The organism is Stenotrophomonas sp. 28608_Sma (assembly GCF_056486185.1).
The window spans coordinates 1,320,387-1,346,409 of record NZ_CM151308.1; the positions used below are offsets into that span (position 1 = coordinate 1,320,387).

25 protein-coding genes and 1 tRNA gene are annotated in these 26,023 nt (G+C 66.6%); 22 read left to right on the forward strand and 4 right to left on the reverse strand.

Features of this window, described 5'->3' with window-relative positions; translation table 11 throughout:
• The first annotated feature begins 38 nt into the window (after nt 1-38).
• Together ACZLHH_RS06035 and ACZLHH_RS06040 are read left to right on the forward strand one after the other, a co-directional pair.
• Nucleotides 39-1,043 carry a 2-hydroxyacid dehydrogenase gene (locus tag ACZLHH_RS06035; protein ID WP_180845327.1) on the forward strand — a complete coding sequence of 335 codons (1,005 nt, stop codon included), beginning with the start codon at nt 39-41 and terminating at the stop codon, nt 1,041-1,043.
• A 50-nt stretch (nt 1,044-1,093) separates the two neighbouring features.
• Nucleotides 1,094-1,169: transfer RNA gene (locus ACZLHH_RS06040), tRNA-Thr, on the forward strand.
• 71 nt (nt 1,170-1,240) lie between these two features.
• Here the strand turns inward: ACZLHH_RS06040 and ACZLHH_RS06045 are convergent.
• Nucleotides 1,241-1,876 (reverse strand): GyrI-like domain-containing protein, encoded by a 636-nt coding sequence (locus ACZLHH_RS06045; protein WP_180845328.1) that lies wholly within the window; start codon nt 1,874-1,876, stop codon nt 1,241-1,243.
• Between the two features lie 351 nt (nt 1,877-2,227).
• On the opposite strand from ACZLHH_RS06045, the gene cyoA reads away from it, so the two are divergent.
• The 4 genes from cyoA to cyoD are packed head-to-tail and all read left to right on the forward strand — an operon-like array spanning nt 2,228 to nt 6,244.
• Nucleotides 2,228-3,268, forward strand: a complete 1,041-nt coding sequence (gene cyoA, locus ACZLHH_RS06050; protein ID WP_180845329.1) for a ubiquinol oxidase subunit II — start codon at nt 2,228-2,230, stop codon at nt 3,266-3,268.
• Nucleotides 3,269-3,270: 2 nt separating this feature from the next.
• Nucleotides 3,271-5,268, forward strand: a complete 1,998-nt coding sequence (cyoB, locus tag ACZLHH_RS06055; RefSeq protein ID WP_049424462.1) for a cytochrome o ubiquinol oxidase subunit I — start codon at nt 3,271-3,273, stop codon at nt 5,266-5,268.
• Nucleotides 5,265-5,903, forward strand: coding sequence for a cytochrome o ubiquinol oxidase subunit III (cyoC, locus tag ACZLHH_RS06060; protein WP_005408583.1), 639 nt, complete (start codon nt 5,265-5,267; stop codon nt 5,901-5,903). The genes cyoB and cyoC overlap by 4 nt, the downstream gene beginning before the upstream one ends.
• The gene (gene cyoD, locus ACZLHH_RS06065) at nt 5,903-6,244 is read left to right on the forward strand and encodes a cytochrome o ubiquinol oxidase subunit IV (RefSeq protein WP_005408584.1); all 342 of its coding nucleotides are present in this window, start codon (nt 5,903-5,905) and stop codon (nt 6,242-6,244) included. Before cyoC ends, cyoD begins: the two co-directional genes overlap by 1 nt.
• Before the next feature lie 497 nt (nt 6,245-6,741).
• On the opposite strand, the gene ACZLHH_RS06070 is transcribed toward cyoD, so the two are convergent.
• Nucleotides 6,742-8,799 (reverse strand): putative bifunctional diguanylate cyclase/phosphodiesterase, encoded by a 2,058-nt coding sequence (locus ACZLHH_RS06070; RefSeq protein ID WP_180845330.1) that lies wholly within the window; start codon nt 8,797-8,799, stop codon nt 6,742-6,744.
• Between the two features lie 148 nt (nt 8,800-8,947).
• On the opposite strand from ACZLHH_RS06070, the gene radA reads away from it, so the two are divergent.
• The 4 genes from radA to ACZLHH_RS06090 all read left to right on the forward strand — a co-directional run bounded on the left by radA (nt 8,948) and on the right by ACZLHH_RS06090 (nt 15,237).
• On the forward strand, nt 8,948-10,324 hold the full coding sequence (gene radA / locus ACZLHH_RS06075) for a DNA repair protein RadA (protein ID WP_014646395.1): 1,377 nt from the start codon (nt 8,948-8,950) through the stop codon (nt 10,322-10,324).
• A 144-nt stretch (nt 10,325-10,468) separates the two neighbouring features.
• A complete protein-coding gene (locus tag ACZLHH_RS06080) occupies nt 10,469-12,325 on the forward strand; it encodes an ATP-binding protein (protein WP_180845331.1) in 1,857 nt (618 codons plus the stop codon).
• A 48-nt stretch (nt 12,326-12,373) separates the two neighbouring features.
• Nucleotides 12,374-14,680 (forward strand): tetratricopeptide repeat protein, encoded by a 2,307-nt coding sequence (locus ACZLHH_RS06085; protein WP_149909390.1) that lies wholly within the window; start codon nt 12,374-12,376, stop codon nt 14,678-14,680.
• 92 nt (nt 14,681-14,772) lie between these two features.
• Nucleotides 14,773-15,237 carry a YqhG/Tai3 family protein gene (locus ACZLHH_RS06090; protein ID WP_149909391.1) on the forward strand — a complete coding sequence of 155 codons (465 nt, stop codon included), beginning with the start codon at nt 14,773-14,775 and terminating at the stop codon, nt 15,235-15,237.
• Nucleotides 15,238-15,327: 90 nt separating this feature from the next.
• On the opposite strand, the gene ACZLHH_RS06095 is transcribed toward ACZLHH_RS06090, so the two are convergent.
• The gene (locus tag ACZLHH_RS06095; RefSeq protein WP_012510433.1) at nt 15,328-16,122 is read right to left on the reverse strand and encodes a cytochrome C assembly family protein; all 795 of its coding nucleotides are present in this window, start codon (nt 16,120-16,122) and stop codon (nt 15,328-15,330) included.
• 122 nt (nt 16,123-16,244) lie between these two features.
• On the opposite strand from ACZLHH_RS06095, the gene ffh reads away from it, so the two are divergent.
• The 10 genes from ffh (at nt 16,245) to ACZLHH_RS06145 (ending at nt 23,265) form a co-directional block, all read left to right on the forward strand.
• Complete coding sequence (gene ffh / locus ACZLHH_RS06100) at nt 16,245-17,621, forward strand: signal recognition particle protein (RefSeq protein WP_005408591.1); 1,377 nt, start codon at nt 16,245-16,247, stop codon at nt 17,619-17,621.
• A gap of 92 nt (nt 17,622-17,713) precedes the next feature.
• On the forward strand, nt 17,714-18,790 hold the full coding sequence (locus ACZLHH_RS06105; protein ID WP_180845125.1) for an NAD(P)H-dependent flavin oxidoreductase: 1,077 nt from the start codon (nt 17,714-17,716) through the stop codon (nt 18,788-18,790).
• On the forward strand, nt 18,787-19,569 hold the full coding sequence (locus tag ACZLHH_RS06110; RefSeq protein ID WP_180845126.1) for an aminotransferase class IV family protein: 783 nt from the start codon (nt 18,787-18,789) through the stop codon (nt 19,567-19,569). Before ACZLHH_RS06105 ends, ACZLHH_RS06110 begins: the two co-directional genes overlap by 4 nt.
• A gap of 132 nt (nt 19,570-19,701) precedes the next feature.
• The gene (gene rpsP, locus ACZLHH_RS06115; protein ID WP_005415733.1) at nt 19,702-19,962 is read left to right on the forward strand and encodes a 30S ribosomal protein S16; all 261 of its coding nucleotides are present in this window, start codon (nt 19,702-19,704) and stop codon (nt 19,960-19,962) included.
• Nucleotides 19,963-20,006: 44 nt separating this feature from the next.
• Nucleotides 20,007-20,519, forward strand: a complete 513-nt coding sequence (gene rimM, locus ACZLHH_RS06120) for a ribosome maturation factor RimM (protein ID WP_071227727.1) — start codon at nt 20,007-20,009, stop codon at nt 20,517-20,519.
• 8 nt (nt 20,520-20,527) lie between these two features.
• A complete protein-coding gene (gene trmD / locus ACZLHH_RS06125) occupies nt 20,528-21,286 on the forward strand; it encodes a tRNA (guanosine(37)-N1)-methyltransferase TrmD (protein ID WP_180845127.1) in 759 nt (252 codons plus the stop codon).
• Between the two features lie 154 nt (nt 21,287-21,440).
• Nucleotides 21,441-21,842 (forward strand): 50S ribosomal protein L19, encoded by a 402-nt coding sequence (gene rplS / locus ACZLHH_RS06130; protein ID WP_005408597.1) that lies wholly within the window; start codon nt 21,441-21,443, stop codon nt 21,840-21,842.
• 82 nt (nt 21,843-21,924) lie between these two features.
• Nucleotides 21,925-22,305 (forward strand): DUF6404 family protein, encoded by a 381-nt coding sequence (locus ACZLHH_RS06135; RefSeq protein WP_032127554.1) that lies wholly within the window; start codon nt 21,925-21,927, stop codon nt 22,303-22,305.
• 79 nt (nt 22,306-22,384) lie between these two features.
• The gene (locus ACZLHH_RS06140; RefSeq protein WP_032127553.1) at nt 22,385-22,819 is read left to right on the forward strand and encodes a DUF1801 domain-containing protein; all 435 of its coding nucleotides are present in this window, start codon (nt 22,385-22,387) and stop codon (nt 22,817-22,819) included.
• A gap of 38 nt (nt 22,820-22,857) precedes the next feature.
• The gene (locus tag ACZLHH_RS06145; protein ID WP_180845129.1) at nt 22,858-23,265 is read left to right on the forward strand and encodes a DUF1801 domain-containing protein; all 408 of its coding nucleotides are present in this window, start codon (nt 22,858-22,860) and stop codon (nt 23,263-23,265) included.
• 501 nt (nt 23,266-23,766) lie between these two features.
• Here the strand turns inward: ACZLHH_RS06145 and ACZLHH_RS06150 are convergent.
• Complete coding sequence (locus ACZLHH_RS06150) at nt 23,767-25,227, reverse strand: MATE family efflux transporter (RefSeq protein ID WP_049399635.1); 1,461 nt, start codon at nt 25,225-25,227, stop codon at nt 23,767-23,769.
• Nucleotides 25,228-25,289: 62 nt separating this feature from the next.
• On the opposite strand from ACZLHH_RS06150, the gene ACZLHH_RS06155 reads away from it, so the two are divergent.
• Together ACZLHH_RS06155 and ACZLHH_RS06160 are read left to right on the forward strand one after the other, a co-directional pair.
• Nucleotides 25,290-25,529, forward strand: a complete 240-nt coding sequence (locus tag ACZLHH_RS06155) for a hypothetical protein (protein WP_107432625.1) — start codon at nt 25,290-25,292, stop codon at nt 25,527-25,529.
• A gap of 9 nt (nt 25,530-25,538) precedes the next feature.
• A complete protein-coding gene (locus tag ACZLHH_RS06160) occupies nt 25,539-25,946 on the forward strand; it encodes an RNA-binding S4 domain-containing protein (RefSeq protein ID WP_004149153.1) in 408 nt (135 codons plus the stop codon).
• Nucleotides 25,947-26,023 lie beyond the last annotated feature (77 nt).

A 26,023-nucleotide genomic window follows, 5' to 3' on the forward strand; every position in this document is an offset into this window, starting at 1 on the left:
GCGGTATGGTCGGCGTGGCATTCCACCCAGGCCCTTCCATGCAGATCGCCGTCTTCAACGCCCGCCCTTACGATCGCCGTTTCCTTGAGGAAGCCAACCAGCGCGATGCGGCTGGGGACGGCTTTGCGTTCGTGTACTTCGATGTGGCGCTGGACGTGCACACGGCCGCGCTGGCGCAGGATTGCGCAGCCGTATGCGTGTTCGTCAACGACCGCCTGGATGCGCCGGTGCTGCACGCCCTGCATGCGATGGGCGTGAGGGCCGTACTGCTGCGCTGTGCCGGCTTCAACAATGTGGACCTGGCAGCCGCGAAAGCGCTGGATCTGTTCGTCGCACGCGTACCGGCCTATTCCCCGGAGGCGGTGGCCGAGCATGCGTTGGCGCTGGTGATGACCCTCAACCGGCAGACCCATCGCGCCTACAACCGCGTGCGCGAGGGCAACTTCATGCTGGATGGCCTGCTCGGACGCACCTTGCATGGACGCACGGTTGGCATTGTGGGTACCGGCAAGATCGGGCTGGCCACCGCGCGCATCTTCAACGGCATGGGCTGCACCGTGCTGGGGCACGATCCTTATCCGTCACCCGCGTTCGGTGGTATCGGCGAAATGGTCGGGCTGGATGAACTGCTGGCGCGTGCCGACATCGTGTCGCTGCATTGCCCACTGACGCCTGAGACCCACCACCTGATCAATGATGCGTCGCTGGCGCGGACGAAGCCGGGCGCGATGCTGGTCAATACGTCGCGCGGCGCACTGGTCGATACCCATGCGGTGATCCGCGCGCTGAAGTCGCGCCGGCTGGGTCATCTGGCCATCGACGTGTACGAGCAGGAAAGCGCGCTGTTCTTCCAGGACCTGTCTGGCGAGATCATCGACGACGAGGCCTTCCAGCGCCTGATGACCTTCCCGAATGTGCTGGTGACCGGCCACCAGGGCTTCTTCACCGTGGAGGCGCTGCAGGAGATCTCGGCGATCACGCTGGGGAATCTGCAGGATTTCGCGGCCGGGCGGGTGTGTGCCAACCGGGTGGAGGTGGGCTGAGCCGGATGGATTGACCGCCGGGGCGCCCAGCCCGTAAAATCGCGGGCTCCGCCGGAATAGCTCAGTTGGTAGAGCGGCGCATTCGTAATGCGTAGGTCGCAGGTTCGACTCCTGTTTCCGGCACCAGTTGTAATGAAAAGCCCCGGCCTTGGTTGGGGCTTTTTGTTTTGGCATTTGAAGCAATCACTGGCCTTGTGTCATGAGCGCGAACCCTTATCAGGCTCAAGCGCGCGCACCGGCTGCCGCAGCACGGTCTTCAACCGCGCCGCGTCGGTCTTGCGCGGATCGCTCAGGTAGATCTCGTGATGGGGGCCGGCGAAGGCGTAGCCCAGCGAAGGCATCAGTTCGTTGTGCAGATGGGCGAGGGCCGGACCCTCGTCATCGTAGGCGCCTACATGCAGGGTCTGCAGGCAGAGGCCTTCTTCAAGAATTTCATGGCGAAGGCTGGCCGGGACCTCGCCCAGTTTCTTCGCCGACTTGGCGATGGCAGCCTCCAACTGCGCTGGACTGATCCCGTCCGGCGTCCGGATCATCACTGTCCAGGCCCACTCACTCTTGCGGCGTGCCACAAAGCTCGACGGATCCTCGGCAGTCCAAAGCGCTTCCAGCGGTGGCACCACGTAGTCCTGGCCCCCGGCCTTCAGCGCGAACTTCAGTGCATAGCTCACCGAGTACAGCCACTGCACCGCCTGCACATACGCGGGGGCGGTATTCGGATCACCGTGGCCGTCGACCATCAGGTAGGGCAGGGGCGGTACGTCTACCGTCACGAACCGGCCCGCCGGGGGCAGGTACAACGCGCGATCGCGCTTCTTGAAGTCGATTTTGTCCACGGGCCTTCCTCCTGCGCCGAGCATCCCACGCCGGGCACCCGCCAGCACACCTGAACAGGTTCAGATGACTTTGCCGAACACGGACGGAGCCCCCGCCATCGCCCGATGCCAGGATGCAGCGCCCGGGCGTTCTGCCCGCCATGCCGCGCAGTGCGACAACGTGTCGCAGTCAGAATCAGGCCTTTCCTGCGCTCGATCATTGTCAATGCCTTTCTTAAATGGTGCGTGACGGCCTAAAATTGAAAGGCTGACTCGACCCCACCTCCCTGCCTGTCTTCCGGACCGGTGGGACCGGCTTTGGCCGGAACAGGCAGGACGGGGAACGGCATTCCCTCGCAATTGGATCGACCGATGATTCCGTTGAAAACCCTTGGGCGCTGGTTGCGCCCGGGCCTGCTGCTGTCGTTGCTGGTGATGCTCACCGGCTGCGATGCGGTGGCCATCCTCAGTCCGAAGGGCCAGATCGGCCAGGATGAGAAGACCCTGCTGATCACGGCTACCGTGCTCATGCTGCTGGTCGTCATCCCGGTCATCATCATGACCCTGACCTTCGCGTGGAAGTATCGCGCCTCCAACACCAAGGCCCGCTACGAGCCAAAGTGGTCCCACTCGACGGCGATCGAGGTGGTGGTGTGGTCCATTCCCTGCATGATCGTGCTGGTGCTGGCGGTCCTGACCTGGCGTTCGTCGCACGCGCTGGACCCGTACAAGCCGTTGGAATCGGACGTCAAGCCGGTCACCATCGAGGCGATCTCGCTGGACTGGAAGTGGCTGTTCATCTATCCGGAAGAGAAGGTGGCGGTCGTCAACGAAATCAAGTTCCCGGTCAACACGCCGCTGAACTTCAAGATCACGTCCGATTCGGTGATGAATGCGTTCTTCATCCCGCACCTGGGCAGCATGATCTACTCGATGGCTGCGATGGAGACCAAGCTCCATCTGATCGCCAACGAGACCGGTGAATTCCCGGGCATGTCCTCGCACTACAGCGGCGCGGGCTTCGCCAAGATGCACTTCACCGCCTACTCGGTCACCGATGCCGAATACCACCAGTGGCTGGACCAGGTCCGCGCCGGCGAGCAGACCCTGGACAAGGCCTCGTTCAAGGCGCTGGGTGAAGCACGCAACGCCGAGTGGTATCCGGTCACCTACTTCGGCAAGACCGAAGAAGGCCTGTTCGACTGGGTCATCGCCAAGCACATGGGCGACAACAAGCATTACGGCATGAAGCACGAACACGCCGGTGCCGCCGCTGCCGATGCCGCCAGCCATGAAGCGCACGAGGGCCATGCCCCCAGTGACGCGCATGATTCCAAGGAATCGGGTGAAAGCCTGGATGCCAACGAACACGAACACGCAGGCCACGCCGGCCATGCGGGCTCGGGAGAATGAACATGTTGGGTAAACTCTCAATTGAGTCGATCCCCCACGATCCGATCGTGCTGACCACCCTGGTCGGCGCGGTGCTGGGTGGCCTGGGCGTCATGGCCCTGATCACCAAGTTCAAGCTGTGGGGCTATCTGTGGAAGGAGTGGTTCACTTCGGTGGATCACAAGAAGATCGGCGTGATGTACCTCATCGTCGCCTTCGTCATGCTGCTGCGCGGTTTCTCCGACGCCATCATGATGCGTACCCAGCAGGCGCTCGCCGTCGGCGGGTCCGAGGGTTACCTGCCGCCGCACCACTACGACCAGATCTTCACCGCCCACGGCGTGATCATGATCTTCTTCGTGGCGATGCCGCTGATCACCGGCCTGATGAACCTGGCCGTGCCGCTGCAGATCGGTGCGCGCGACGTCGCGTTCCCGTTCGTCAACTCGCTCAGCTTCTGGCTGTTCGTGTCCGGCGCGGTGCTGATCATGCTGTCGCTGTGGATCGGTGAGTTCGCTGCCACCGGCTGGCTGGCGTTCCCGCCGTTGTCGGGCATCGAATACAGTCCAAGCGTCGGCATGGACTACTACATCTGGGGTCTACAGGTCGCAGGCCTGGGTACCACGCTGAGCGGTATCAACTTCTTCATCACCATCCTGAAGATGCGTACCCCCAGCATGAAGCTGATGCAGATGCCGGTGTTCACCTGGACCGCCCTGGTGACCAACGTGCTGATCGTCGCTGCCTTCCCGGTGCTGACCATCACCCTGGTGCTGCTGACCCTGGACCGTTACCTGGGTACGCACTTCTTCACCAATGACGGTGGCGGCAACGCCATGCTGTACATCAACCTGATCTGGATCTGGGGTCACCCGGAGGTGTACATCCTGGTCCTGCCGGCGTTCGGTGTGTTCTCCGAAGTCATCGCGACCTTCTCGCGCAAGGCGCTGTTCGGCTACAAGGGCATGGTCTATGCCACCGCCTGCATCGGCGTGCTGTCGTTCATCGTGTGGCTGCACCACTTCTTCACCATGGGCTCGGGTGCCAACGTCAATGCCTTCTTCGGCATCACGACGATGATCATCTCGATCCCGACCGGCGTGAAGATCTTCAACTGGTTGTTCACCATGTTCCGCGGTCGCGTGCACTTCACCACCCCGGTGCTGTGGACGATCGGCTTCATGGTCACCTTCGTCATCGGCGGCATGACCGGCGTGATGCTGGCGATCCCGGCCATCGACTTCGTGCTGCACAACAGCCTGTTCCTGATCGCCCACTTCCACAACGTCATCATCGGCGGCGTGGTGTTCGGCATGTTCGCCGGCATCACCTACTGGTGGCCGAAGATGTTCGGCTTCCGCCTCAACGAGTTCTGGGGCAAGTGCGCGTTCTGGTGCTGGTTCATCGGCTTCTACGTGACCTTCATGCCGATGTACGTGCTGGGCTTCATGGGCATGACCCGTCGCCTGCAGAGCACGGTCAACCCGGCCTATGAGCCGCTGCTGCTGATCGCAGCTGCAGGTGCCTTCATCGTCGGCGCCGGCATCCTGTGCCAGATCATCCAGGTGGCCGTGTCGATCCGTGACCGCAAGAAGACCGTCGACCTGACCGGCGACCCGTGGGATGCCCGTACGCTGGAGTGGGAAACCTCTTCGCCGCCGGCCTTCTACAACTTCGGCACGCTGCCGGAAGTCACCGAGCTGGACGATTTCTGGGAGCGCAAGCAGCGGGGTGAAGCCTGGCCGAAGCCGGCCAAGTACACCGACATCCACATGCCGCGCAACACCGGCACGGGCGTTGTCATCGGTGCCTTCAGCCTGGTGTTCGGCTTCGCGATGATCTGGCACATCTGGTGGCTGGCCATCGTCGGCTTCGTCGGCATGATCGCCACGTTCATCTACCGCACCTTCGACCAGGACGTGGACTACTGGGTCCCGGCCGCCGAGGTGGAACGCATCGAGAACGAACACCGCAAGCACCTGGAAGCCCAGGGCCTGGTGAAGTCGGAGCTGAAGGCATGAGCACCAATACCTCGACCCTGAGCCACGGGCACGCCGCGCACGCGGCGGCCCATGGCCATGACGACCACGAGCACCACGACACCGGCGGCAACACCGTCTTCGGTTTCTGGGTGTACCTGATGAGCGACTGCCTCATCTTCGCCTCGCTGTTCGCCACCTACGTGGTGCTGGCCGGCGGTACCGATGGTGGCCCGACCGCGAAGGACCTGTTCGAACTGCCGTTCGTGGCATGGGAAACCGCGCTGCTGCTGACCTCCTCGCTGACCTTCGGCCTGGGCATGATTGCCATGCACCGCAAGCAGATGGGCCAGATGTACCTGTGGCTGGGCATCACCTGGCTGCTGGGCTTCGGCTTCATGTGCATGGAAGTGTGGGAGTTCCAGCACCTGATCCATCAGGGCTACGGTCCGGACCGCAGTGCCTTCCTGTCGGCGTTCTTCGCCCTGGTCGGTACCCACGGCCTGCACGTCAGCGCCGGCCTGCTGTGGCTGCTGGTGATGTTCGTGCAGCTGAAGAAGTACGGCCTGACCCCGACCAACAAGACCCGCATGGCGTGCCTGAGCCTGTTCTGGCACTTCCTGGACCTGATCTGGATCGGCGTGTTCTCCGTCGTCTACCTCAATGGAGCGCTGTAATGGCACATGACAACCATGCACACGACCACGGCACCGGCGGCGAAAGCCATGGCACCGTGAAGTCGTACCTGATCGGCTTCGTGCTGGCGGTGGTGCTGACCGTCATCCCGTTCTGGATGGTGATGTCGGGTGATTTCTCGCGCACCGTCAACGGTGTGGTGATCGCGATCACGGCAGTGCTGCAGATGCTGGTCCACCTGGTGTTCTTCCTGCACCTGGACCGTTCTTCGGAAAGCCGCTGGAACGTCAACGCTGCGGCCTTCACCGTGGTGGTGATCGGCATCATCGTGGTCGGTACCCTGTGGGTCATGCACAACATGAACGTGCACATGATGCACTGACGTCCGCGCGACGTTGCCACGCAGAAAGGCCGCCCTCGGGCGGCCTTTTTGTTTGTCGCGCCCACCGGGAATGGCACGCGCGGTGGTAGTGCCGGCCGCTGGCCGGCAATTGCGGGAAGCCGGCCAGCGGCCGGCTCTACCAGGAGATCCACGCTGTACGGGGATGGGGTCAGAGCCCTTGCCTGCAGCAAGGGATCCGACCCCAAAGCCATCGGCCTCATCCCACCCGGCATGGCCGGCACAGCGTGGTAGTGCCGGCCGCTGGCCGGCAATTACGGGAAGCCGGCCAGCGGCCGGCTCTACCAGGATCCACGCCATGCGTGGATGGGGTCAGAGTCCTTGCCTGCAGCAAGGGATCCGACCCCAAAGCCATCGGCCTCATCCCACCTGGCATGGCCGGCACAAAGGGGGGTAGTGCCGGCCGCTGGCCGGCAGTTGCGGGAAGCCGGCCAGCGGCCGGCGCTACCAGGAGATCCACGCCATGCGCGGATGGGGTCTCACCCCACCCGGCGCAGGAATTCCTCGGCGTCCATCGGTCGGCCCAGGTGGTAACCCTGCAATTGATCACACCCCAGCTCGCTCAGGTGCTCGCGCTGCGCCTGGGTCTCCACGCCCTCGGCCACCACCTGCAGCTGCAGGGTGCGGCCCAGCGCGATGATCGACGAGACGATGGCGGCGTCCTCGTCGTTGCGCTCCAGGTCGTGCACGAACGCACGGTCGATCTTCAGTTCGGTGGCCGGCATCCGCTTCAGGTACAGCAGGCTGGAGTAGCCGGTGCCGAAATCGTCGATGGCGATATGCACGCCCATCGCGGTCAGATCGTTGAGAATCGCCAGGCTGGCGTCGACATCCTTCATCGCCGTGGTCTCGGTGATCTCCAGGGTCAACCGCGCCGGCTCGATCCGGTGCCGCTGCAGCACCTCGCGCACGCTGTCCAGCAGGGCCGGCGAGGAGAACTGCAGCGGCGACAGGTTCACCGCCATCGACCATCCGGTATGCCCGGCCTCGTGCCATGCACGCAGCTGTGCACAGGCACGGTCCAGTACCCAGTCGCCGATCGGCAGGATCAAGCCACTGCGCTCGGCGATGGGAATGAACACATCCGGCGCCAGCAGGCCCAGTTCCGGGTGCTGCCAGCGCAGCAGGGCCTCGGCGCCGGTAGCTGGTGCGCCAGCGGCCGGGAACTTCGGCTGGTAGTGCAGCAGCAGCTCGTCACGCGCGATCGCCTTGCGCAGATCCTGCAGCAGGCGCAGCTGGCGGTTGGCGCTGAGCTGCATCGACGGGGTGAAGAAGGTATAGCCGTTCCGGCCGGTTTCCTTGGTGTGGTACATCGCCGCATCGGCGTGCGCCATCAGTTCGCGCTCGTTGCTGGCGTCATCCGGGTACAGGGCGATGCCGAGACTGGCGCTGACCTGCAGTTCGGCGGCATCCAGGGTGAATGGTTCGCCGGCGGCGGCGATGATGCGTTCGGCCACCACCACCGCATCGTCCGGGGTGTCGATGGCCAGCACGATCACGAACTCGTCGCCGCCGAGGCGGGCGAAGGTGTCCTGTGGCCGCAGCAGGCCGCCGATACGCTGCGCCACCGCCACCAGCAGGCGATCTCCCAGCTGGTGTCCGTACGCATCATTGATCGCCTTGAAGCCATCCAGGTCGCAGAACATCACCGCCACCGCCTGGTTGCGGCGGCGCGCCTTCTCGATGGCCTGCTCGATGCGGTCCTGCAGCAGCATGCGGTTGGGCAGCTGGGTCAGCGGGTCATGCAGGGCGGCCTGGATCAGCTTGTCGTTGGCGTGTGCCAGTGAATCGGCCAGCAACCCGGTACGCACGCGCATCTGCCGATCGAACAGCGAGGCGACCAGGGCGATACCCAGCGTGGCTACAGTGGTGACGATCACCAGCACTGCCAGCCAGCGCGTGTCGATGCCGCCGCTGCCGACCGCGCCGCAGATGCTGCCTTCGGGGAAGCGTGCGGCGGCCATGCCGGTGTAATGCATGCCGACGATGGCCAGGCCCATCACCAGCGAGGCCAGTGCGCGCAGGCGCATGGTGTGGCGCTGCTCGGAACGCAGGCGGAAGGCGATCCACAGCGCCGCGCCGGCGGCACCGATGGCTACTGCAATGGAGGCGGCGAACCAGCCCGGGTGATAGTCGATACCCGGCTGCATGCGCATCGCGGCCATGCCGAGGTAGTGCATGGTGGCAATGCCCAGGCCCATCAGCACGGCGCCGGCCAGCAGTCGTCGCCAGGGCAGGCTGGGTCGTGACACCAGCCACAGCGCATAGGCCGAAGCGCCGATCGACACCGCAAGCGAATACAGAGTGATGCCGAGGTCGTAGCCGACCGGGATCGGCAGGTCGAAGGCCAGCATGCCGATGAAATGCATCGACCAGATACCCAGGCCCATCGCCGCCGCGCCGCCGGCCAGCCACCAGCGGGCCACGCGGCCCTCGGCCGTGGCCAGGCGGCCGGCCATGTCCAGCGCCGTGTACGAAGCAAGAATGGCCACCAGCAGGGAGATGGCGACCAGGCTCTGACTGTAACTGCCAGTCATGTTGAATCCAGAGGGGGAGGGAGGGGGCCCGCAAGGCGCACGCCCGCGACAGCTATCGGCGCGGGTGGGCGGGACTTGAGCGGTCGCAGCACCTGCGACCCGGCTCGGCTATCCTGCCACGCCTGTTCCCGTTGCTGGAAATCATCCGATGGCAAAAGCCCGCACCGCCTACGTCTGCAATGAATGCGGCGCCGAATTCAGCAAGTGGCAGGGCCAGTGCACCGAGTGCAACGCCTGGAACTCGCTGTCGGAAATCGTGCTGGAGAGCGCGGCGGCGGCCAAGGCGCCCGCGTCGCGCCGGGCCGGCTGGGCCGGCAAGATCGACCCGCCGAAGATCACCGCCCTGAAGGACGTAGAGCAGACCGAGCATCGCCGTGTCTCGACTGGCATCGGCGAGTTCGATCGCGTGCTGGGCGGGGGGCTGGTCGAGGGCGCGGTGGTACTGGTTGGTGGCGACCCGGGCATCGGCAAGTCGACCCTGCTGCTGCAGGCGGTGGCGAAGATGGCGGCCGAGCTGCCGGTGCTGTACGTCACGGGCGAGGAGTCGCTGGCCCAGGTGGCCGGCCGCGCACACCGGCTGGAATTGCCGCTGGATGGTGTCAACGCGCTGGCCGAGACCGGCGTCGAGTCGATCCTGCAGCATGCGTCCAAGGCCGGCCCACGGCTGATCGTGGCCGACTCCGTGCAGACTCTGTGGACCGAGAGCCTGACCGCCGCGCCCGGCTCGGTCAGCCAGGTGCGCGAGAGCGCGGCGCGGCTGGTGCGTTTCGCCAAGGAGACCGGCACCGCCGTGTTCCTGGTCGGCCACGTGACCAAGGAGGGCGGTATCGCCGGCCCGCGCGTGCTCGAACACATGGTCGATGCGGTGCTGTACTTCGAAGGCGAGAGTGGCAGCCGCTTCCGCCTGCTGCGCGCGTTCAAGAACCGCTTCGGTGCGGTCAACGAGCTGGGCGTGTTCGCGATGGGCGACAAGGGCCTGAAGGAAGTCTCCAATCCGTCGGCGATCTTCCTGTCCGGTGGCAGCACCCATCAGCCGGGCAGCTGCGTGATGGTCACGCGCGAGGGTACCCGGCCGCTGCTGGTGGAAGTGCAGGCACTGGTCGATGCGTCGCCGCTGTCGAACCCGCGTCGTGTCGCGGTCGGCCTGGAGCAGAACCGGCTGGCCATGCTGCTGGCGGTGCTGCATCGCCACGGCGGCGTGCTGGTCGGCGACCAGGACGTGTTCGTCAACGTGGTCGGTGGCATCCGCGTGCAGGAGACCGCTGCCGACCTGCCGGTGCTGCTGGCGGTGCTGTCCTCGCTGCAGGACCGGCCGCTGGCGGAAAAGACGATTGCGTTTGGCGAGGTTGGCCTGTCCGGCGAGATCCGACCGGTACCCAATGGCGAAGACCGCCTGCGCGAGGCCGCCACCCATGGTTTCAAGCGCGCCATCGTGCCCAAGGCCAATGCTCCCAAGGGCGGCTCGGTGAAGGGCATGGAAGTGATCGCGGTGGAGCGCCTGTCCGAGGCTATCGACGCGGCGTGATCGCGTCGGGCATGGCCCGGCGTCACCACAGCGCACGTGGAATACGGCGGCCGACACGGTAACGGTCAGCCTCCCTGTGCTAGTTTTTCCCGCTCGACGAAGACGCCCACTGGCGTCTTTCCGTGCCCAGGAGTAAACGATTACATGCAGGACACCGCGCTCACCGCCCCCAACGCCGAAATCCGTCGCGCCGGGGTCGATCTCAATGGACTGATGACGGTGCTGGGCAAGCACCTGTATTCCACCCCGGTGGTGGCACTGCGTGAGCTGGTGCAGAACGCGCACGACTCGATCATCCGCCGCCGCATCGAGCAGCCCGGCGTCGAGGTGCCTTCGCGCATTTCGGTGCAGGTCGATGCCGCTGCCGGCGTGCTGCGCATCATCGATACCGGCGCCGGCCTGACCCGCCAGGAGATCCATGACTACCTGGCGACCGTCGGCGTCGGCTACACCCGCGGCCTGCGCCAGGGCGGCGAGGACGATGAGGGCCTGATCGGCATGTTCGGCCTCGGCTTCCTGTCGGCCTTCGTGCTGGCGCGCCGGGTCAGCGTGCGCACCACCTCGTACCAGACGCCGGAACTGGGCCATCTGTACGTGTCCAGCAACGCCGAGCAGTACACCGTCAGCGAAGTGCCGGCACGCGCGGTCGGCACCGAGGTGGAACTGGAGCTGCATCCGGACTTCCTGCCGCTGGCCAACGAGGCGCGCCTGCACGAAGTGCTGGGTCGCTACTGCGCGCTGCTGTCCGAGCCGATCTTCATCGGTGCTGCAGGCGAGGCGCTCAACCCCGAGCCGCCGCCGTGGCGCGGCCAGGGCGATGTGGCCCTGCATCCGGTGCAGGCGCGTCGCCAGGCGCTGCAGTTCGCGGCGCGTTTCGAACATGATTTCGAGCCGATCGTCACCGTGCCGCTGCGTGCCGATGGCAATAGCGATGCCACCGGCCTGCTGTGGGTGCAGGACGGTGCCACCTACGGCACCAGCGATAACCGCAACCTGTCGGTGTTCGTGCGCGGCATGCTGCTGGACGACGATGCGCGTGACCTGCTGCCGCCGTGGGCGGGCTTCATCGGCGGGGTGATCGAATCCTCGCGGCTCACGCCTACCGCCAGCCGCGAAGACCTGCAGCGCGACGACCAGTACCGCGCCGTGCAGCATGCGTTGCTGGAGGCGCTGATTGATGGCCTGGCCGACGTCGCGCGGCAGCAGCCGGAAGCGTGGCGACGTGTATTGAGCCGCCACAACGAGGCGCTGCTGGGCGCGGCGCTGTGCGATGACCGCCTGTTCGACCTGTTGCTGGAGCACGTGCGCGTGCCGACCTCGCAGGGCGATCTGCCTGCCAGTGCGCTGCCCGCACGCGGTGCCGTGCATGTGATCCTCGACAACGGTGGCGGCTTCGAGGAAATGCTGTTCCGTGCGATGGGCGTGCCGGTCGCGCATGGTCATCGCTATGCAGTAGTGCCGTTCCTGCGGCGCTGGGCCCAGGCCAAGGGCCTGCGCCTGGTTGAACTGGGCACCGAACAGGGCAACCGTGCGCTGTTCCGCAGCGATGACAGCCTCGACGAGGCGCAGCTGGCATGGCTGCGCGAGCAGCTGGGTGACGGCGAACAATTGCTGCCGGCACGCTTCAGTCCCGAGTCGCTGCCGGTGGTGGTGGTGCCCGACCGCGAAGCCGAGCTGAAGCAGCGCCTGGAAGACGATGAGAACGACAAGCGCGTTTCAATGGCGGCGCTGCGCCTGGCGCGTCAGTTCACTGCGCGCATCGAATCGCGTGCGCCATCGCGGCTGTACCTCAACCTCGACAACCCGGCGGTGCAGGCGCTGCTGCGCGCCCAGCGCGACGGCCACCCGCAGGCCGAAGCCGCAGCGCGCCTGCTGCGCTCACTGAAGATCATCGTCGCCGCGCAGGGCCGTCCACTGGCCCGCGCGACCGCCACGCCCGGCCCGGATCTCAACGGCGCCTTCACCGATATCGCCGGTGCCCTGCAGCAGATGCTGCGCTGAGCACCGCATCCTCTCATCCAGCCTTCGCTAGACAGGAGTACTTACCCCATGGACATCTGGAACTGGGTCGAAAAACTGCAGGGTGACCTGCGCCAGGCCGGCCAGGCGCAGAATGCGCACCTGCTGAACCGCCTCGCCGACGAGGTGAGCGAACTGCGTGTCGACCGCGTCGACGCGCTGCTGCCCGAAGCGCGAGCCCTGGGCAAGGCGCTGGACAACCCGTGGGTCGACGTCTACGTCGGCCACTGGGCGCTGCGCAACCGCGTCGGCAACCGCGTCGAAGGCGAGAGCGCGCTGGGCGAAGCCGTGGCGCTGTTCGAGCGTGCGCATCGCGAGGACACCCTGGAATGCCCGCAGTCGATCTGCGTGACCCAGGATCTTGCCGCCTGCTACGGCAACATCGATGGCCCCGGCTGGGTGCCGGAGCGCATCGAGGTGTGCGATGAAACACTGGGCCGCATCGACCCGAGCTGGGCCTGCTTCCAGTGCCTGAGCTGCGAGAAGGCCGATGCACTGCTTGATGATGGCCGCGGCCAGGAGGCACTGGATTACCTGCAGGTGCAGTCCGACGCGATCGAGGCCTGCGGCAAGGAAGTGTTCGACAGCTTCCCGGAGATGCAGATCAAGATCCTGCTGGGCATGGGCCGCGCCGAAGAAGCGCTGCTGCTGATCGAGAAGCGCGAGGCCGAAGTGGCCGCGTCCGGCGAGTACGAGCCGGCCAACTGCACGGTGCCGCGCCGCCTGTCCAAGGCGTGGGCGCTTGCGCAGCTGGACCGCGACGAAGAGGCCTTGCAGCAGCTGGTGCCGTGGAGCGAGCTGACGCCTACCTACTGGCGGCTGTGGGCGAACACCGCCGCAGCGCTGTGCCGGCGTGATCCCGCACGCAATACCTGGGACCTGGGTACGCGCTTCAACACCATCATCGAGCACTTTGCCGAGGTTGGCTCGCACCGCCTGCTGATCGAAGTCGCTGCGCTGAGCCTGGAGCTGGCCCTGCAGCGTGGCGCACGCTGGGTGGCGCTGCGCCAGCTGGAACTGGCGCGTACCCATCTGGCACAGCTGCGCCAGGACCGTGGGGCGGCTGCGCTGGTGGCCGGCCTGGCGGCACGCATCGATGCATTGCCGGATGTGGCGCCGTTGCCGGTGCCGGCCGCTGAACTACTGGTTTGGCTGAACGAGCAGGGAGAGCAGAACCAGTCGCGCGATCCCGAACGTGAGGCGCAGTGGTTGCTGCAGGCACAGGCGCAGCTGCCAGATGACGAGGCGCTGGCCGAGATGGCTGCCTCCGCGCTGAGCGCCTGTGGGGCGCAGACGGAAGCGCGCGCATTGCTGTGGCGCTTCGTGCGCGCACACACGCAGGATGATGGCCCGGCCGCCTACACGCTGATGCGCTGGCTGACCGAGCAGGGCGACGACGAAGGCCTGCGCCAGCTGGCTGATGCCTATCGCGGCAGCGTGCCGGTGTTCGCGCACTGGTGCGAGGTGCAGCGCGCCCGTCGCGTGTCCGACTGGCCGGCACTGGAGCAGGCCGCGCAGGCGCTGCTGGCGGCCTCGCCGGGCTCGCATGGCGCACGCGGTACGCTGGCGCGGATGTACATGGAAACCGGTCGCTTCAGCGAGGCGCAGGCCTGCTATGCGCAGCTGGTGGAGCTGCTGGAAGAACCCAACGCCGCACACTGGGACCACATGAGCGCGGCCAGCGCGGCACGCGACTGGGATGCGGTGCGCCGCTCGGCGGCGGCGATCGGCATGGAGCTGTCCAGCCAGGACGGCGTGGTCGAGGAGCCGTGGGGCTGGGTGATCATCCGCAGCGAAGAGAACGGCGAGCCGATGGAGTACTACGCGCGCCGCAGTGGCCCGGTCACCGCACGTATCGTCGAGAACGCACCGGCCAACCGTGCCCAGCAGGTGGGCGACTGGGTGGTGTTCGATGCTGCGCTGGTGCACCCGGCGCCGGAGGAGGAGGAAGCGCGCGAGCATTTCATCCCGACCTATGCGCAGGTGCATGTCCTGGAGCGCGGCGGCTTCGCCCGCAGCTGGCTGATCGACGGCGCGCACCCGGGCGAAGACGCGTGGAATGCCTTTGTCGCAGCGGCCGAGGCGCAGGGCTGGCAGGTGTGGTCGCACAGCCGCCCGGACTACACCGTGACCGATCCGGACGAGGAGGAGGGCACGCTGCCGGGCCTGCTGTTCACCGTCGCCCAGCCGCAGGACCATGCACCGCTGGCGCTGCACCGCTTCCTGCAGCAGGAAACCGCGAAGTGGCCGCATCCGCATTGCTGGCTGCGGCTGGCCGAAGCCTGCGACCAGGATCGCCAGCCGCACCTGGACGTGATCGAGCGTTACGGCTTGTAAGCCTGGTATCGGGTAGTGCCGGCCGCTGGCCGGCAGCGCCGGGATATCCTGTGTTGCCGGCCAGCGGCCGGCACTACCTCAAGGAGAAATACATGCGAAAGACAGGGATGTTCATGATCGCCGGGCTGCTGCTGGCCCCCGCCGTGCAGGCCGCATCGGCCTGCCAGGAACCAGTGGCTGTCGCCCGTGCCTTCTACGAGGCAACCACCGGCAATGGCGATCTGCTGGAACCGCCGCCGGCGCTGGTCAGCCCGGCCTTCGGCAAGGCCCTGCGTGGCGAGCGCGCCTGCCAGACGCGCGAGGAAGGCATCTGCACCATCGATTCCGATCCGTGGCTGGATGCGCAGGATGGCGACATCGAAACCCCGGTGCGTTACAGCTGGAAAGAGGCGTCGGCCACCGCCGGCCAGGTCGAGATGCGCTATTCGGTATGGAAGAAGGCCTACGTGACCCGTCTGCCGATGATGCGCCAGGGCCAAGGCTGCTGGCAGGTGGATGACATCATCACCAACAGCGGTCGCTCGGTACGGAAGATCCTGGCCCAGCCGCTGCCTTGACCGTCTGCGGCATACACGCAGGGTGCGGTCCTGTTGCCGGCCAGCGGCCGGCACTACCGGGGTGGGTGCCGACCGTTGGCCGGCACACCGCTATCGCGAATGCCCGAACACCAGTTCGATCGCGAACTGGCTGCCGAAGAAGGCCAGCAGCAGCAACAGCATTGCCGCCAGCGTCCAGTGCACCGCCTTCATGCCGCGCCAGCCGTAGCGGCGACGGCCGATCAGCAGCACGCCGAACACGATCCACGACAGCACGCTCAGCACGGTCTTGTGCACCAGCTTCTGCGCCAGCAGGTCGTCGACGAACAGCACGCCGGTGACCAGGGTCAGGGTCAGCAGCGCGAAGCCGACGGTGATCACCCGGAACAGCAGCGATTCCAGATCCGCCAGCGGCGGCAGGGCGCGCAGCCACGGCCGGAACTCGCGGCGGCGCAGGGCGCGTTCCTGCAGCCACAGCATGATCGCCAGCAGCGCGGCGATGCTCAGCGTGGCGTAGGCCAGCAGCGCCAGCCAGGCGTGGCTGGCCAGGCGCCAGCCCAGCACCTTGCTCGGTTCGTGGCCGTAGCCGTGGTAGGCCAGCAGCAGTACCGCGGCCAGCGGGAACACCACCACGCCCAGTGCCGACATGCGCCCGCGTGCGCCGACCAGCGAGGTCAGCCAGGCCATGCCCAGGCCGACCAGCGACAGCGCGGCGAAGAAGTGCATGTCCGGCCCGCCGTTGGTGCGCATCGCCACCATCACGTGGTAGCCGCCGTGCAGCAGCATCGCCGGCAGGGCGGGCCACAGCCAGGCCGGGGAGCCGGTGCTTTCATCGCGGCCAAGCGCACGCACCAGCAGGGCGCTGGCGGCCAGGTAGAGCAGGGCGGCGATGAGAACGATTAACATCGTTGCAGTTTCGCATACCCCTGCGGTGGTGGCGACGGCCCTGTGGTCGCAGTCCGGGTAGGGGAGCGGACCCGTTATACTGTCTGCCTTATTGTCCCCCGTTTTCAGACAGGTTGCGCCGCATGTTCGAGTCACTGACCCAGCGCCTTTCCGGCACCATCGAGCGCCTGCGTGGCCGCGGCCGCCTGACCGAGGAGAACATCCGCGAGGCCACCCGTGAGGTCCGCATCGCGCTGCTCGAAGCCGACGTTGCGCTGCCGGTGGTGCAGGCCCTGATCGAGCGCATCAAGGTGCGCGCGGTCGGCCAGGAAGTGCTGAAGTCGCTGACCCCGGGCCAGGCCCTGATCAAGGTTGTTCGCGACGAGCTGACCGCGGTGATGGGCGCCGAAGCCAGCGACCTGAACCTCAATGTGCCCGCTCCGGCCATCATCCTGATGGCGGGCCTGCAGGGCGCCGGCAAGACCACCACGGTGGGCAAGCTGGCCAAGCACCTGAAGGAAAAGCGCAAGAAGAAGGTGATGGTGGTCTCGGCCGACGTCTACCGTCCGGCCGCGATCGAGCAGCTGAAGACCCTGGCCGAGCAGGTCGGCGTGCTGTTCTTCCCGTCCAGCGCCGACCAGAAGCCGGAAGCCATCGTCCGCGCCGCCATCGACGATGCGCGCAAGTCGTTCGTCGACGTGCTGCTGGTCGATACCGCCGGCCGCCTGGCCATCGACGAAGCAATGATGGCCGAGATCAAGGCCCTGCACGCGGCGGTGAATCCGGCCGAAACCCTGTTCGTGGTCGACGCGATGACCGGCCAGGACGCGGCCAACACCGCCAAGGCCTTCGGCGACGCCCTGCCGCTGACCGGCGTGGTGCTGACCAAGACCGACGGTGACGCCCGTGGCGGTGCCGCACTGAGCGTGCGCTACATCACCGGCAAGCCGATCAAGTTCGTCGGCGTCAGCGAAAAGCCGGAAGGCCTGGACGTGTTCCACCCGGACCGTATCGCCAGCCGCATCCTCGACATGGGCGACGTGCTGTCGCTGGTCGAGCAGGTCGAGCAGCAGGTCGACAAGGACAAGGCGGCCAAGCTGGCCGAGAAGGTCGCCAAGGGCAAGAAGTTCGACCTGAACGACATGCGTGACCAGCTGGAGCAGATGCAGAACATGGGCGGCATCGGCGGCCTGATGGACAAGCTGCCGGGCCTGGGCAACATCCCCGACCATCTGAAGCAGCAGGTCAGCCAGGGCAAGGAAGTGCCGCGCATGATCGCCATCATCAGCTCGATGACCAAGAAGGAACGGCGCAACCCGAACCTGCTCAACGGCTCGCGCCGCGCGCGCATCGCCAAGGGCTCGGGCGTGACCCCCGCTGACGTCAACAAGCTGATGAAGCAGTACATGCAGATGGAAAAGATGATGAGCAAGATGGCCGGCGGCGGCATGAAGGGCATGTTGCGCAGCATGAAGGGCATGATGGGCGCCATGGGCGGCCGCGGCATGCCGTTCCGTTGATGCAGCGACGGGGCCGGCGCGCATCGCGATCCGGCCCCGGGTCACAATGACTGACGTATGCTGGGCGGCGACTTCTCCAACAGGTATGTCGCGTGAACGCATCGCCGATTCTTGAACGCGCCGACACCTTCTGTCGGCGTTTTTCATTGCAGCTTCCGATCCTGCTGGCACCGATGGCCGGCGCCTGCCCGGTGCCGTTGTCGGCTTCGCTGGCCAATGCCGGCAGCATGGGGGCGATGGGCGCAGTGCTGTCGTCATCGGCCGATATCGGCCACTGGATGGATGACTTCCGCGCTGCCTCGACGGGCCCCGCACAGGTGAACCTGTGGGTGCCGGACCCGGCACCGACCCGTGATGTCGCCGCTGAAGGCGCCAGCCGCGCCTTCCTCGCGCAGTGGGGTCCGGACGTGCCGGCCAGCGCCGCCGATGCCACGCCCGCCGACTTCGAAGAACAGTTCGCTGCGTTGCTGGCGGCGCGCCCGGCGGTGGCCTCGACCATCATGGGCGTGCTGCTGCCGCGCCACGTACAGCAGTTGAAGGATGCCGGCATTGCCTGGATCGCCTGTGCGACCACCTTGTCCGAAGCGCGTGCGGCACAGGACGCCGGTGCCGACGCGGTGGTGGCACAGGGCGTGGAAGCCGGTGGCCATCGCGGCGCGTTCGATCCGGCGATGGCCGAGCGTCAGTTGGTCGGCCTGTTTGCGTTGTTGCCGCGCCTGGCCGATCACCTGCAGATTCCGGTGATCGCCGCCGGTGGCATCGCCGATGGCCGTGGCATTGCTGCCGCACTCACCCTGGGGGCCAGTGCCGTGCAGATCGGCACTGCGTTCCTGCGCACGCCCGAAGCGGCGATCGCTTCAGCGTGGGCCGATGGATTGGCGGCCAGCGAACCCGAAGATACCTGGCCGACCCGCGCCTTCAGCGGTCGCCTGGGCCGTGGCCTGGCGACCCCCTATGTGCGCGCCGCCGCTGCGGAAGGCGCACCGGCGCCACGCCCGTACCCGGTGCAGCGCGGCCTGACCGCGCCGATGCGCAGGCAGGCCGTGCAGGAAAATCGTCTGGCGGCGATGCAGGCCTGGGCCGGGCAGTCGGCGTGGATGGCCCCGGCACAGCCGGCCGCCGACGTATTGCGCGGCATGTGGGAACAGGCGCAGGCGCTGCTGCGATGACCGTGACCTGCAACGGCCAACCGGTGCAGGTGGAGGATCTGCTGCCTGCGCTGGTCAACTATGGCCACTTCACCTCGCTGCAGGTGCGCGGTCACGCCGTGCAGGGACTGGACCTGCATCTGGCGCGGCTGTCGCAGGCCACGCGCGAACTGTTCGGCAGCGAACTGGACGCGGCGCAGGTGCGGGGCTGGATGGCGCAGGCGCTGCAGCAGGCCGGCCTGGCCGATGCCTCGCTGCGGGTGACGGTGTACTCGCGCCGCTTCGATTTCCGCAATCCGCTGGCGGCCGTACCGGTGGACGTGCTGGTGGCGGTGTCCGCGCCGGTGGCGCTGACCGCACCGAAGCGGGTGCGCAGCGTGGTGTGGCAGCGCGAACTGCCGCAGATCAAGCACGTCGGCACCTTCGGCCTGTTTGCCGAGCGCCGTGCGGCGATGGCGGAAGGGTTCGACGATGTGCTGTTCGTGACCGCTGATGGCGAGATGAGTGAAGGCAGCACCTGGAACCTGGCCGTGCACGATGGTGAGCGCCTGCTCTGGCCACAGGCGCCGGCCCTGCGCGGTACTGCCGAGACGTTGTTGAAGCAGCATTGGCCGGGGGCACAGCTGACGCGGCCGTTGGCACTGGCTGAACTGGATAGCGTGAAGGCCGCTTTTGCCTGCAACGCCAGCGGCCTATGGGCGCTGGACGCCATCGACGGGCATGTCCTGCCGGGTTCGCAGGCACTGGCTGAACAGGGCAGGGCAGTGCTGGCGGCGGTGGCTTGGGACAGATTGGGGTGAAAACCCCCGCAGGGCATGGCCCGGCGCTGCCGTGAAGGCGGATTCACCCCTGGGGTTGGCTCGGCCGGGCTCTGCCGCTATAATCGCCCGCTTACCTCGCCATCCTGGCGACTGGGCAATAGGAAAAACACCATGGTCAAGATTCGACTGACCCGCGGCGGCGCCAAGAAGCGTCCGTTCTACCACATCATCGTCACCGACGTGCGCAGCGCGCGCGACGGCCGCAACATCGAGCGCGTTGGCTTCTACAACCCGGTCGCCCAGGGCGCCGAGAAGCGCATCGAGCTGGACCTGGCCCGCGTTGACCATTGGGTCAAGAACGGCGCCCAGCCGACCGACAAGGTCCGCAACCTGATCAAGGAAGCGACCAAGTCCCAGGCCGCTGCGGCCTGATCCTGACGGGCCACGCTTCGGCGTGGCCCTCTTGGTTGAAGCAGATGAAAGATATCGAGCGCCGCATCCTGCTGGGCAGGGTTGTCGGCGCTTTTGGTGTGCGCGGCGAGATCAAGCTCGAGTCCTGGACCGAGCCACGTTCCGCCATTTTCCGTTACCAGCCGTGGATCGTGCGCAGCCCGTCTGGCGTGGAAACCACGATTGAAGGTGTACGCGGCCGCGACAGCGGCAAGCACCTGGTCGCCCGTTTCCCCGGCATCGAGGACCGCGATACCGTTGAAGCGATGCACGGCACCGAGATCTACGTGGCCCGCAGTGCATTGCCGCCGCCGAAGCCCGACGAGTATTACTGGGTGGACCTGGAAGGCCTGGACGTGAAGACCACCGAGGGCGTTGCCCTGGGCCAGGTCTCGCACCTGTTCAGCACCGGCGCCAACGACGTGGTGGTGGTCCGTGGTGACCGCGAACGGATGATTCCGTTCGTGCAGCCGGACTTCGTCAAGTCGGTCGACTTCGAGGCCAACCTGGTCGTGGTCGACTGGGATCCCGAGTTCTGAGTGTGAGCATGCGTTTCGACGTCATCACCCTGTTCCCCGAGTTCCTCGCCCAGTCCGCTGGACTGGGCGTGGTCGGGCGCGCGCAGGAGAAGGGCCTGTTCAGCCTGCATGGCTGGAATCCCCGTGATTACGCCGAAGGCAACTACCGCCGGGTGGACGACCGCCCGTTCGGTGGTGGCCCGGGCATGGTGATGCTGATCGAGCCGCTGCAGGCCTGCCTGCAGGCGATCCGTGATGCTGATCCGACCCCGGCGCGGGTGATCCATCTCAGCCCGCAGGGGGCGCCGTTGACCCAGGCCAAGGTGCGGGAACTGGCGGCACTGCCGCGCATGGTCCTGCTCTGTGGCCGCTACGAGGGCATCGACGAGCGTTTCCTGGAGGCCAACGTCGACGAGGAGATTTCCCTCGGCGACTACGTGCTGTCCGGTGGCGAGCTGGGCGCGGCGGTGATCATCGACGCCGTGGCCCGCCTGCAGGACGGTGCCCTGAATGACGCGGAATCGGCGGCGCAGGACAGCTTCGAGGGCGACCTCGGCCTGCTCGACTGCCCGCATTACAGCCAGCCGGCCCAGCACCCGCTGGGTGACGTGCCGGACGTGCTGCGCTCGGGCAACCACGCGGCCATCGCGGCCTGGCGCCGCCAGCAGTCGCTGGTCCGTACCGCCCAGCGGCGCCCGGACCTGCTGGATGAACAGGCGCTGGGCAAGTCCGACCGCAAGCTGCTGGAGCAGGGCCGTCAGGCCCAGAAACACAAGGCCAGCCCCTAGCGCAGGGCTGGCGTTATCGGCTATCATGGCCAATTCCCGTCGGCTCCGGCCGGCGCTCGCAGTACCCAAAACAAACGTGCAGCACAGTCCGGTGACTGCATGAGCCTACGTTGTCGATACGACACGCCCACCCGAACAAGAATCGGTGTAACCCATGAGCAAGCTGAACAAGTCCATCGTCGCGGAATTCGAATCCGCCCAGATCACCCGTGAACTGCCGAAGTTCAGCCAGGGCGACACCGTTGTCGTCAACGTGAAGGTGAAGGAAGGCAGCCGTGAGCGCGTGCAGGCCTACGAAGGCGTTGTCATCGCCACCAAGAACGCCGGCCTGAACTCCTCGTTCACCGTCCGCAAGATCTCGCACGGCTACGGCGTCGAGCGCGTTTTCCAGACCCACAGCGCCATCATCGACTCGGTCGAAGTGAAGCGTCGTGGTAAGGTCCGCGCCGGCAAGCTGTACTACCTGCGTGGCCTGGAAGGCAAGGCTGCCCGCATCAAGGAAGACCTGGCTGCCGCTGCTGCCGCCAAGGCTGCCCGTCTGGCCGAAAAGGCCTGATAAACAACTTCGGTTGTTGCCGCGACGGCCACCTTCGGGTGGCCGTTTGCGTTTCCGGCATCGCTTCGGCCACGATCAGGGGATGAACGACATCAACCCGCGCTATCCCGCCGTGATCCAGTCGGCGCTGCGCTTCCTCGACGGCAAGGGGCTGGCGCGCGTGCAGTCGGCACCGCTGCTGCATCGCCTTCTGTGGCGCATGGGCATCGCACTGCCACCGCCGATCCTGGCCGGCTTCGGCACCAATGCGCTGGTGCAGGGCCTGCTGTTCGGGCTGTTCTGGACCGCGCTGATGTGGCTGATGCTGTGGCAGGGCAGTGAACGCCCGCTGGCCCTGCTGCTGGCGGCCGGCCTGGTGGCCGGGGCGCTGTTCGGCGTGGTGATGGCGGCCTTGATGCGCTCGCTGCGCCGCCACCGCAAGCTGCCGGACTGGCAGCAGTTCCGGGCGCGGCAAGCGGACTGAGCCGATGGCGCACTGCGCCGTGACCGTTGGGGACAGACCGCGCTAGGCTGCGGTTTCATCCCGATGGACGTGCTGTGCGATGCCTGCCAAGCGAACCGCACCTTCCACCGCGCCCGCGCTGTTGTCCGGCGGCAACCCGCAGATCGCCAAGGGCGAGGGCGATGCGCCGGTGCAGGCCTATATCGCGGCGATGCCGGACTGGAAGCGGCCGATCGGAGCACAGCTGGATGCGCTGATCGAACAGGCTGTACCCGGTGTGCACAAGGCAGTGAAGTGGAATTCGCCGATGTATGCGGTTGCGCCGGGCGAAGGCTGGTTTCTCAGCTTCCACTGCTTCACCCGCTACATCAAGGTGGCATTCTTCCGCGGCGCTGCGCTGAAGCCGGTGCCGCCGGAGCCGTCGAAGAGTGCCGATACGCGCTACCTGCACATCCAGCAGGAGGGTGCGTTGGATGAGGCGCAGTTCCTCGACTGGGTGCGCCAGGCCGCGGCATTGCCCGGCGAGCGCATGTAAGTGGATCGTTCCGATCTCCCTGCCGACGAGAACCGCTGATGGCCACGCATGCACCGAACCCTGCCGATGCCGGAACCCCGGCCGCTGAACTGATCGATGCACGCATCGCCGAGCTGGGCGACTGGCGTGGCGAGGCGCTGGCACGCGTGCGTGCCTTGATCCATGAGGCGCTGCCGGACGTGCAGGAAACCTGGAAGTGGCGCGGCACGCCGGTGTGGGAGCACAACGGCATCCTGTGCACCGGCGAAACCTACAAACAGGCGGTGAAGCTGACCTTTGCCAACGGTGCGGCGTTGGCCGATCCGAAGGGCCTGTTCAACGCCAGCCTGGACGGCAACACGCGACGTGCGATCGACATCCATGAAGGCGCGATGCCGGATGCCGCGGCGTTGAAGGCACTGCTGCGCGAGGCGGCCACGTTCAACGCGGCGAAGAAGAAGCGGTAGAGCCGGCCGCTGGCCGGCTGTTGCGCGATGCTTCCGGAGGGGTTTGAGGTTGCCGGCCAGCGGCCGGCACTACCGTGGTAATGACCGGCGGCGAAGAAGAAGCGGTAGAGCCGGCCGCTGGCCGGCTGTTGCACGATGCTTCCGGAGGGGTTTGAGGTTGCCGGCCAGCGGCCGGCACTACCGTGGTAATCACCGGCGGAGAAGAAGAAGCGGTAGAGCCGGCCGCTGGCCGGCTGTTGCGCGATGCTTCCGGAGGGGTTTGAGGTTGCCGGCCAGCGGCCGGCACTACCGTGGTAATGACCGGCGGCGAAGAAGAAGCGGTAGAGCCGGCCGCTGGCCGGCTGTTGCGCGATGCCCCCGGAGGGGCTTGAGGTTGCCGGCCAGCGGCCGGCACTACCGTGGTAATGACCGGCGGCGAAGAAGAAGCGGTAGAGCCGGCCGCTGGCCGGCTGTTGCGCGATGCTTCCGGAGGGGCTTGAGGTTGCCGGCCAGCGGCCGGCACTACCGCAGTGGCGCGGCATCCGGGTCGGCCACCGGAGACGGCGGGCAGGCCGGAATCTCCGACGGCGTGGCCAGTTCTTCGGCGTGCGAGGGCTTGCCCATCATCTTCGCCTTGCGCCAGCCACCCCAGCGGTAATAGGCCAGTGACAGCAGCATCGAGACCAGCGAGCTGACCGGGAAGCTCCACCAGATCGCATCGGCGCCCCAATACGGCTGCAGCAGTTCGGCGAATGGCACGCGCACGCCCCACAGCGAACCGGCCAGGATCAGCAGCGGCGGAATCACTGCGCCGGTGGAGCGAACCACGCCGGAGATCACGAAGCTGACGCCGAAGAACAGGAACGAGCCGATCACCACGTGGTTGAGGTGGCGGGCGATGTCCAGCGCCTGGCTGGCCGGTGGCAGGAACAGTGCCAGCAGCTGGCGATCGAACACCACCAGCGGCAGGATCAGCGCGCCGGTCAACAGGAAGTTGAACAGCACGCCCTGGCGCGCGGTACCGCGCACGCGATCCCAGCGCTGCGCACCGACGTTCTGTGCCGCCATCGAAGAACACGCCGCACCGATCGCCATCGCCGGCATCTGCAGGTAGTTCCACAGCTGCAGGGCAGCGCCGTAACCGGCGCCGGTGTCGGTGCCGTATTGGTTGACCATGGTCATCAGCAGGATCACCGACAGCGAGATCAGCACCATCTGCAGGCCCATCGGCACGCCCTTGATGACCAGCGCCTTGAGGATGGTCAGGTCGAGCTTGAACAGGCGCATGTCGGCGCGGCCCAGCCACAGGGTGTGGCGCTTGTGCCGCATGTACAGCAGCAGGCCGGCCAGCGACAGCGTCTGCGCGACCAGCGTGGCCCAGGCCGAACCGGCAATGCCCAGCGCCGGGAACGGCCCCATGCCGAAGATCAGTACCGGGTTCAGCACGATGTCCAGTGCCACCGACACCATCAGGAAACGGAACGGCGTGCGCGAGTCACCGGCACCGCGCAGTGCAGCGGTGAGGAAGGCGAACGCGTACAGCGTCGGCATCGCCAGGAAGATGATCTGCAGATAGGCTTCGGCCAACGGCAGCGAGGCGGCCGGCGTGCCCATCGCCGCCAGCAGCGGATGGGCCATGAACCAGCCGGCGATGGCGATGATCACCGACAGGCCGATGAAGAAGGTGGCGCTGGTACCGACCACGCGCCGTGCCTGCGCGATGTCGCGCGCACCGATCGCCTGGCCGATCAGGATGGTCGAGGCCATGCCGAAGCCGAACACCGAGCCGATCAGGAAGAACATGATGTTGTTGGCGTTCGCGGTGGCGGTCAATGCCGCCTCGCCGAGGAAGCGCCCCACCCAGACCGCATTCACCGAACCGTTCAGCGACTGCGCGATGTTGCCCGCCAGGATCGGCAGGGAGAACAGCAGTAGGTTGCGGCCGATCGGGCCGGAGGTCAGGTCAAGCGGCGCTTTGGCCATGGAGTGGTGATCGATTCCCGGGAGGCGCACACTAGCACCAAGCCGGTTTGCAGGATGTGGCAATGCATCAACGACTGCAGGTGAAATGGAGCCTGGCGCTGGCCTTGATCGGCACCGCACTGGCCGCATGTTCGACAGGTGACCGGCTGGGCGATACCCAGGTGCGGCCGACCGACCGTCCCGAGTGCCTGGTCGGCAGCCAGCGCCAGGACCTGTCCGCTGGTGTACCCACGTTGATCGGGGGCAGCGGCTGCCGCACCGACCCCGACCATCCGCGTCCTATGAACAAGCCACCGGAGTAGTCCGCACCGATGCCTGAGCTTTCCCCGTTGTCGCCCAGTGTCCGCCTGGACATCTGGTTGTGGGCGGCCCGTTTCTTCAAGACCCGCAGCCTGGCCAAGCAGGCCATCGAGACCGGCAAGGTCAGCGTGGCCGGGCAGCGCCCGAAGTCCTCGCGCGCGGTGCGCGTGGGTGAGCAGCTGCAGGTCGACCGCGGCGAGGAGCATTTCGAGATCCAGGTGCTGGGCCTGAGCGACCAGCGCGGGCCGGCGCCAACGGCACAGCAGCTGTATGCCGAGAGCGAGGCTTCGAAGGCGCGCCGTGCCGAACAGCGTGCACTGCGCATCGCGGCACGCGATGGTTTCCAGCCGCCGGAACACAAGCCGGACAAGCGCGCGCGGCGTTTGATCCGGGCCTTGGGTGACATCGACGCGCTCTAGCGAAATCCTGATTCCAACGGATTGTTCCTATCGCGGTGCGAAACAAGGCGCCGGTCACGGTACGTTCGGATTGCGCT

Bases quoted from the DNA above. Each gene is read 5' to 3' on its own strand.
- ACZLHH_RS06035 (WP_180845327.1), top strand. From the start codon at position 39: ATGCAGATCGCCGTCTTCAACGCCCGCCCTTACGATCGCCGTTTCCTT.
- cyoA (WP_180845329.1), top strand. From the start codon at position 2,228: ATGATTCCGTTGAAAACCCTTGGGCGCTGGTTGCGCCCGGGCCTGCTG.
- cyoB (WP_049424462.1), top strand. From the start codon at position 3,271: ATGTTGGGTAAACTCTCAATTGAGTCGATCCCCCACGATCCGATCGTG.
- cyoC (WP_005408583.1), top strand. From the start codon at position 5,265: ATGAGCACCAATACCTCGACCCTGAGCCACGGGCACGCCGCGCACGCG.
- cyoD (WP_005408584.1), top strand. From the start codon at position 5,903: ATGGCACATGACAACCATGCACACGACCACGGCACCGGCGGCGAAAGC.
- ACZLHH_RS06070 (WP_180845330.1), bottom strand. From the start codon at position 8,799: ATGACTGGCAGTTACAGTCAGAGCCTGGTCGCCATCTCCCTGCTGGTG.
- radA (WP_014646395.1), top strand. From the start codon at position 8,948: ATGGCAAAAGCCCGCACCGCCTACGTCTGCAATGAATGCGGCGCCGAA.
- ACZLHH_RS06080 (WP_180845331.1), top strand. From the start codon at position 10,469: ATGCAGGACACCGCGCTCACCGCCCCCAACGCCGAAATCCGTCGCGCC.
- ACZLHH_RS06085 (WP_149909390.1), top strand. From the start codon at position 12,374: ATGGACATCTGGAACTGGGTCGAAAAACTGCAGGGTGACCTGCGCCAG.
- ACZLHH_RS06090 (WP_149909391.1), top strand. From the start codon at position 14,773: ATGCGAAAGACAGGGATGTTCATGATCGCCGGGCTGCTGCTGGCCCCC.
- ACZLHH_RS06095 (WP_012510433.1), bottom strand. From the start codon at position 16,122: ATGTTAATCGTTCTCATCGCCGCCCTGCTCTACCTGGCCGCCAGCGCC.
- ffh (WP_005408591.1), top strand. From the start codon at position 16,245: ATGTTCGAGTCACTGACCCAGCGCCTTTCCGGCACCATCGAGCGCCTG.
- ACZLHH_RS06110 (WP_180845126.1), top strand. From the start codon at position 18,787: ATGACCGTGACCTGCAACGGCCAACCGGTGCAGGTGGAGGATCTGCTG.
- rpsP (WP_005415733.1), top strand. From the start codon at position 19,702: ATGGTCAAGATTCGACTGACCCGCGGCGGCGCCAAGAAGCGTCCGTTC.
- rimM (WP_071227727.1), top strand. From the start codon at position 20,007: ATGAAAGATATCGAGCGCCGCATCCTGCTGGGCAGGGTTGTCGGCGCT.
- trmD (WP_180845127.1), top strand. From the start codon at position 20,528: ATGCGTTTCGACGTCATCACCCTGTTCCCCGAGTTCCTCGCCCAGTCC.
- rplS (WP_005408597.1), top strand. From the start codon at position 21,441: ATGAGCAAGCTGAACAAGTCCATCGTCGCGGAATTCGAATCCGCCCAG.
- ACZLHH_RS06135 (WP_032127554.1), top strand. From the start codon at position 21,925: ATGAACGACATCAACCCGCGCTATCCCGCCGTGATCCAGTCGGCGCTG.
- ACZLHH_RS06140 (WP_032127553.1), top strand. From the start codon at position 22,385: ATGCCTGCCAAGCGAACCGCACCTTCCACCGCGCCCGCGCTGTTGTCC.
- ACZLHH_RS06145 (WP_180845129.1), top strand. From the start codon at position 22,858: ATGGCCACGCATGCACCGAACCCTGCCGATGCCGGAACCCCGGCCGCT.
- ACZLHH_RS06150 (WP_049399635.1), bottom strand. From the start codon at position 25,227: ATGGCCAAAGCGCCGCTTGACCTGACCTCCGGCCCGATCGGCCGCAAC.
- ACZLHH_RS06155 (WP_107432625.1), top strand. From the start codon at position 25,290: ATGCATCAACGACTGCAGGTGAAATGGAGCCTGGCGCTGGCCTTGATC.
- ACZLHH_RS06160 (WP_004149153.1), top strand. From the start codon at position 25,539: ATGCCTGAGCTTTCCCCGTTGTCGCCCAGTGTCCGCCTGGACATCTGG.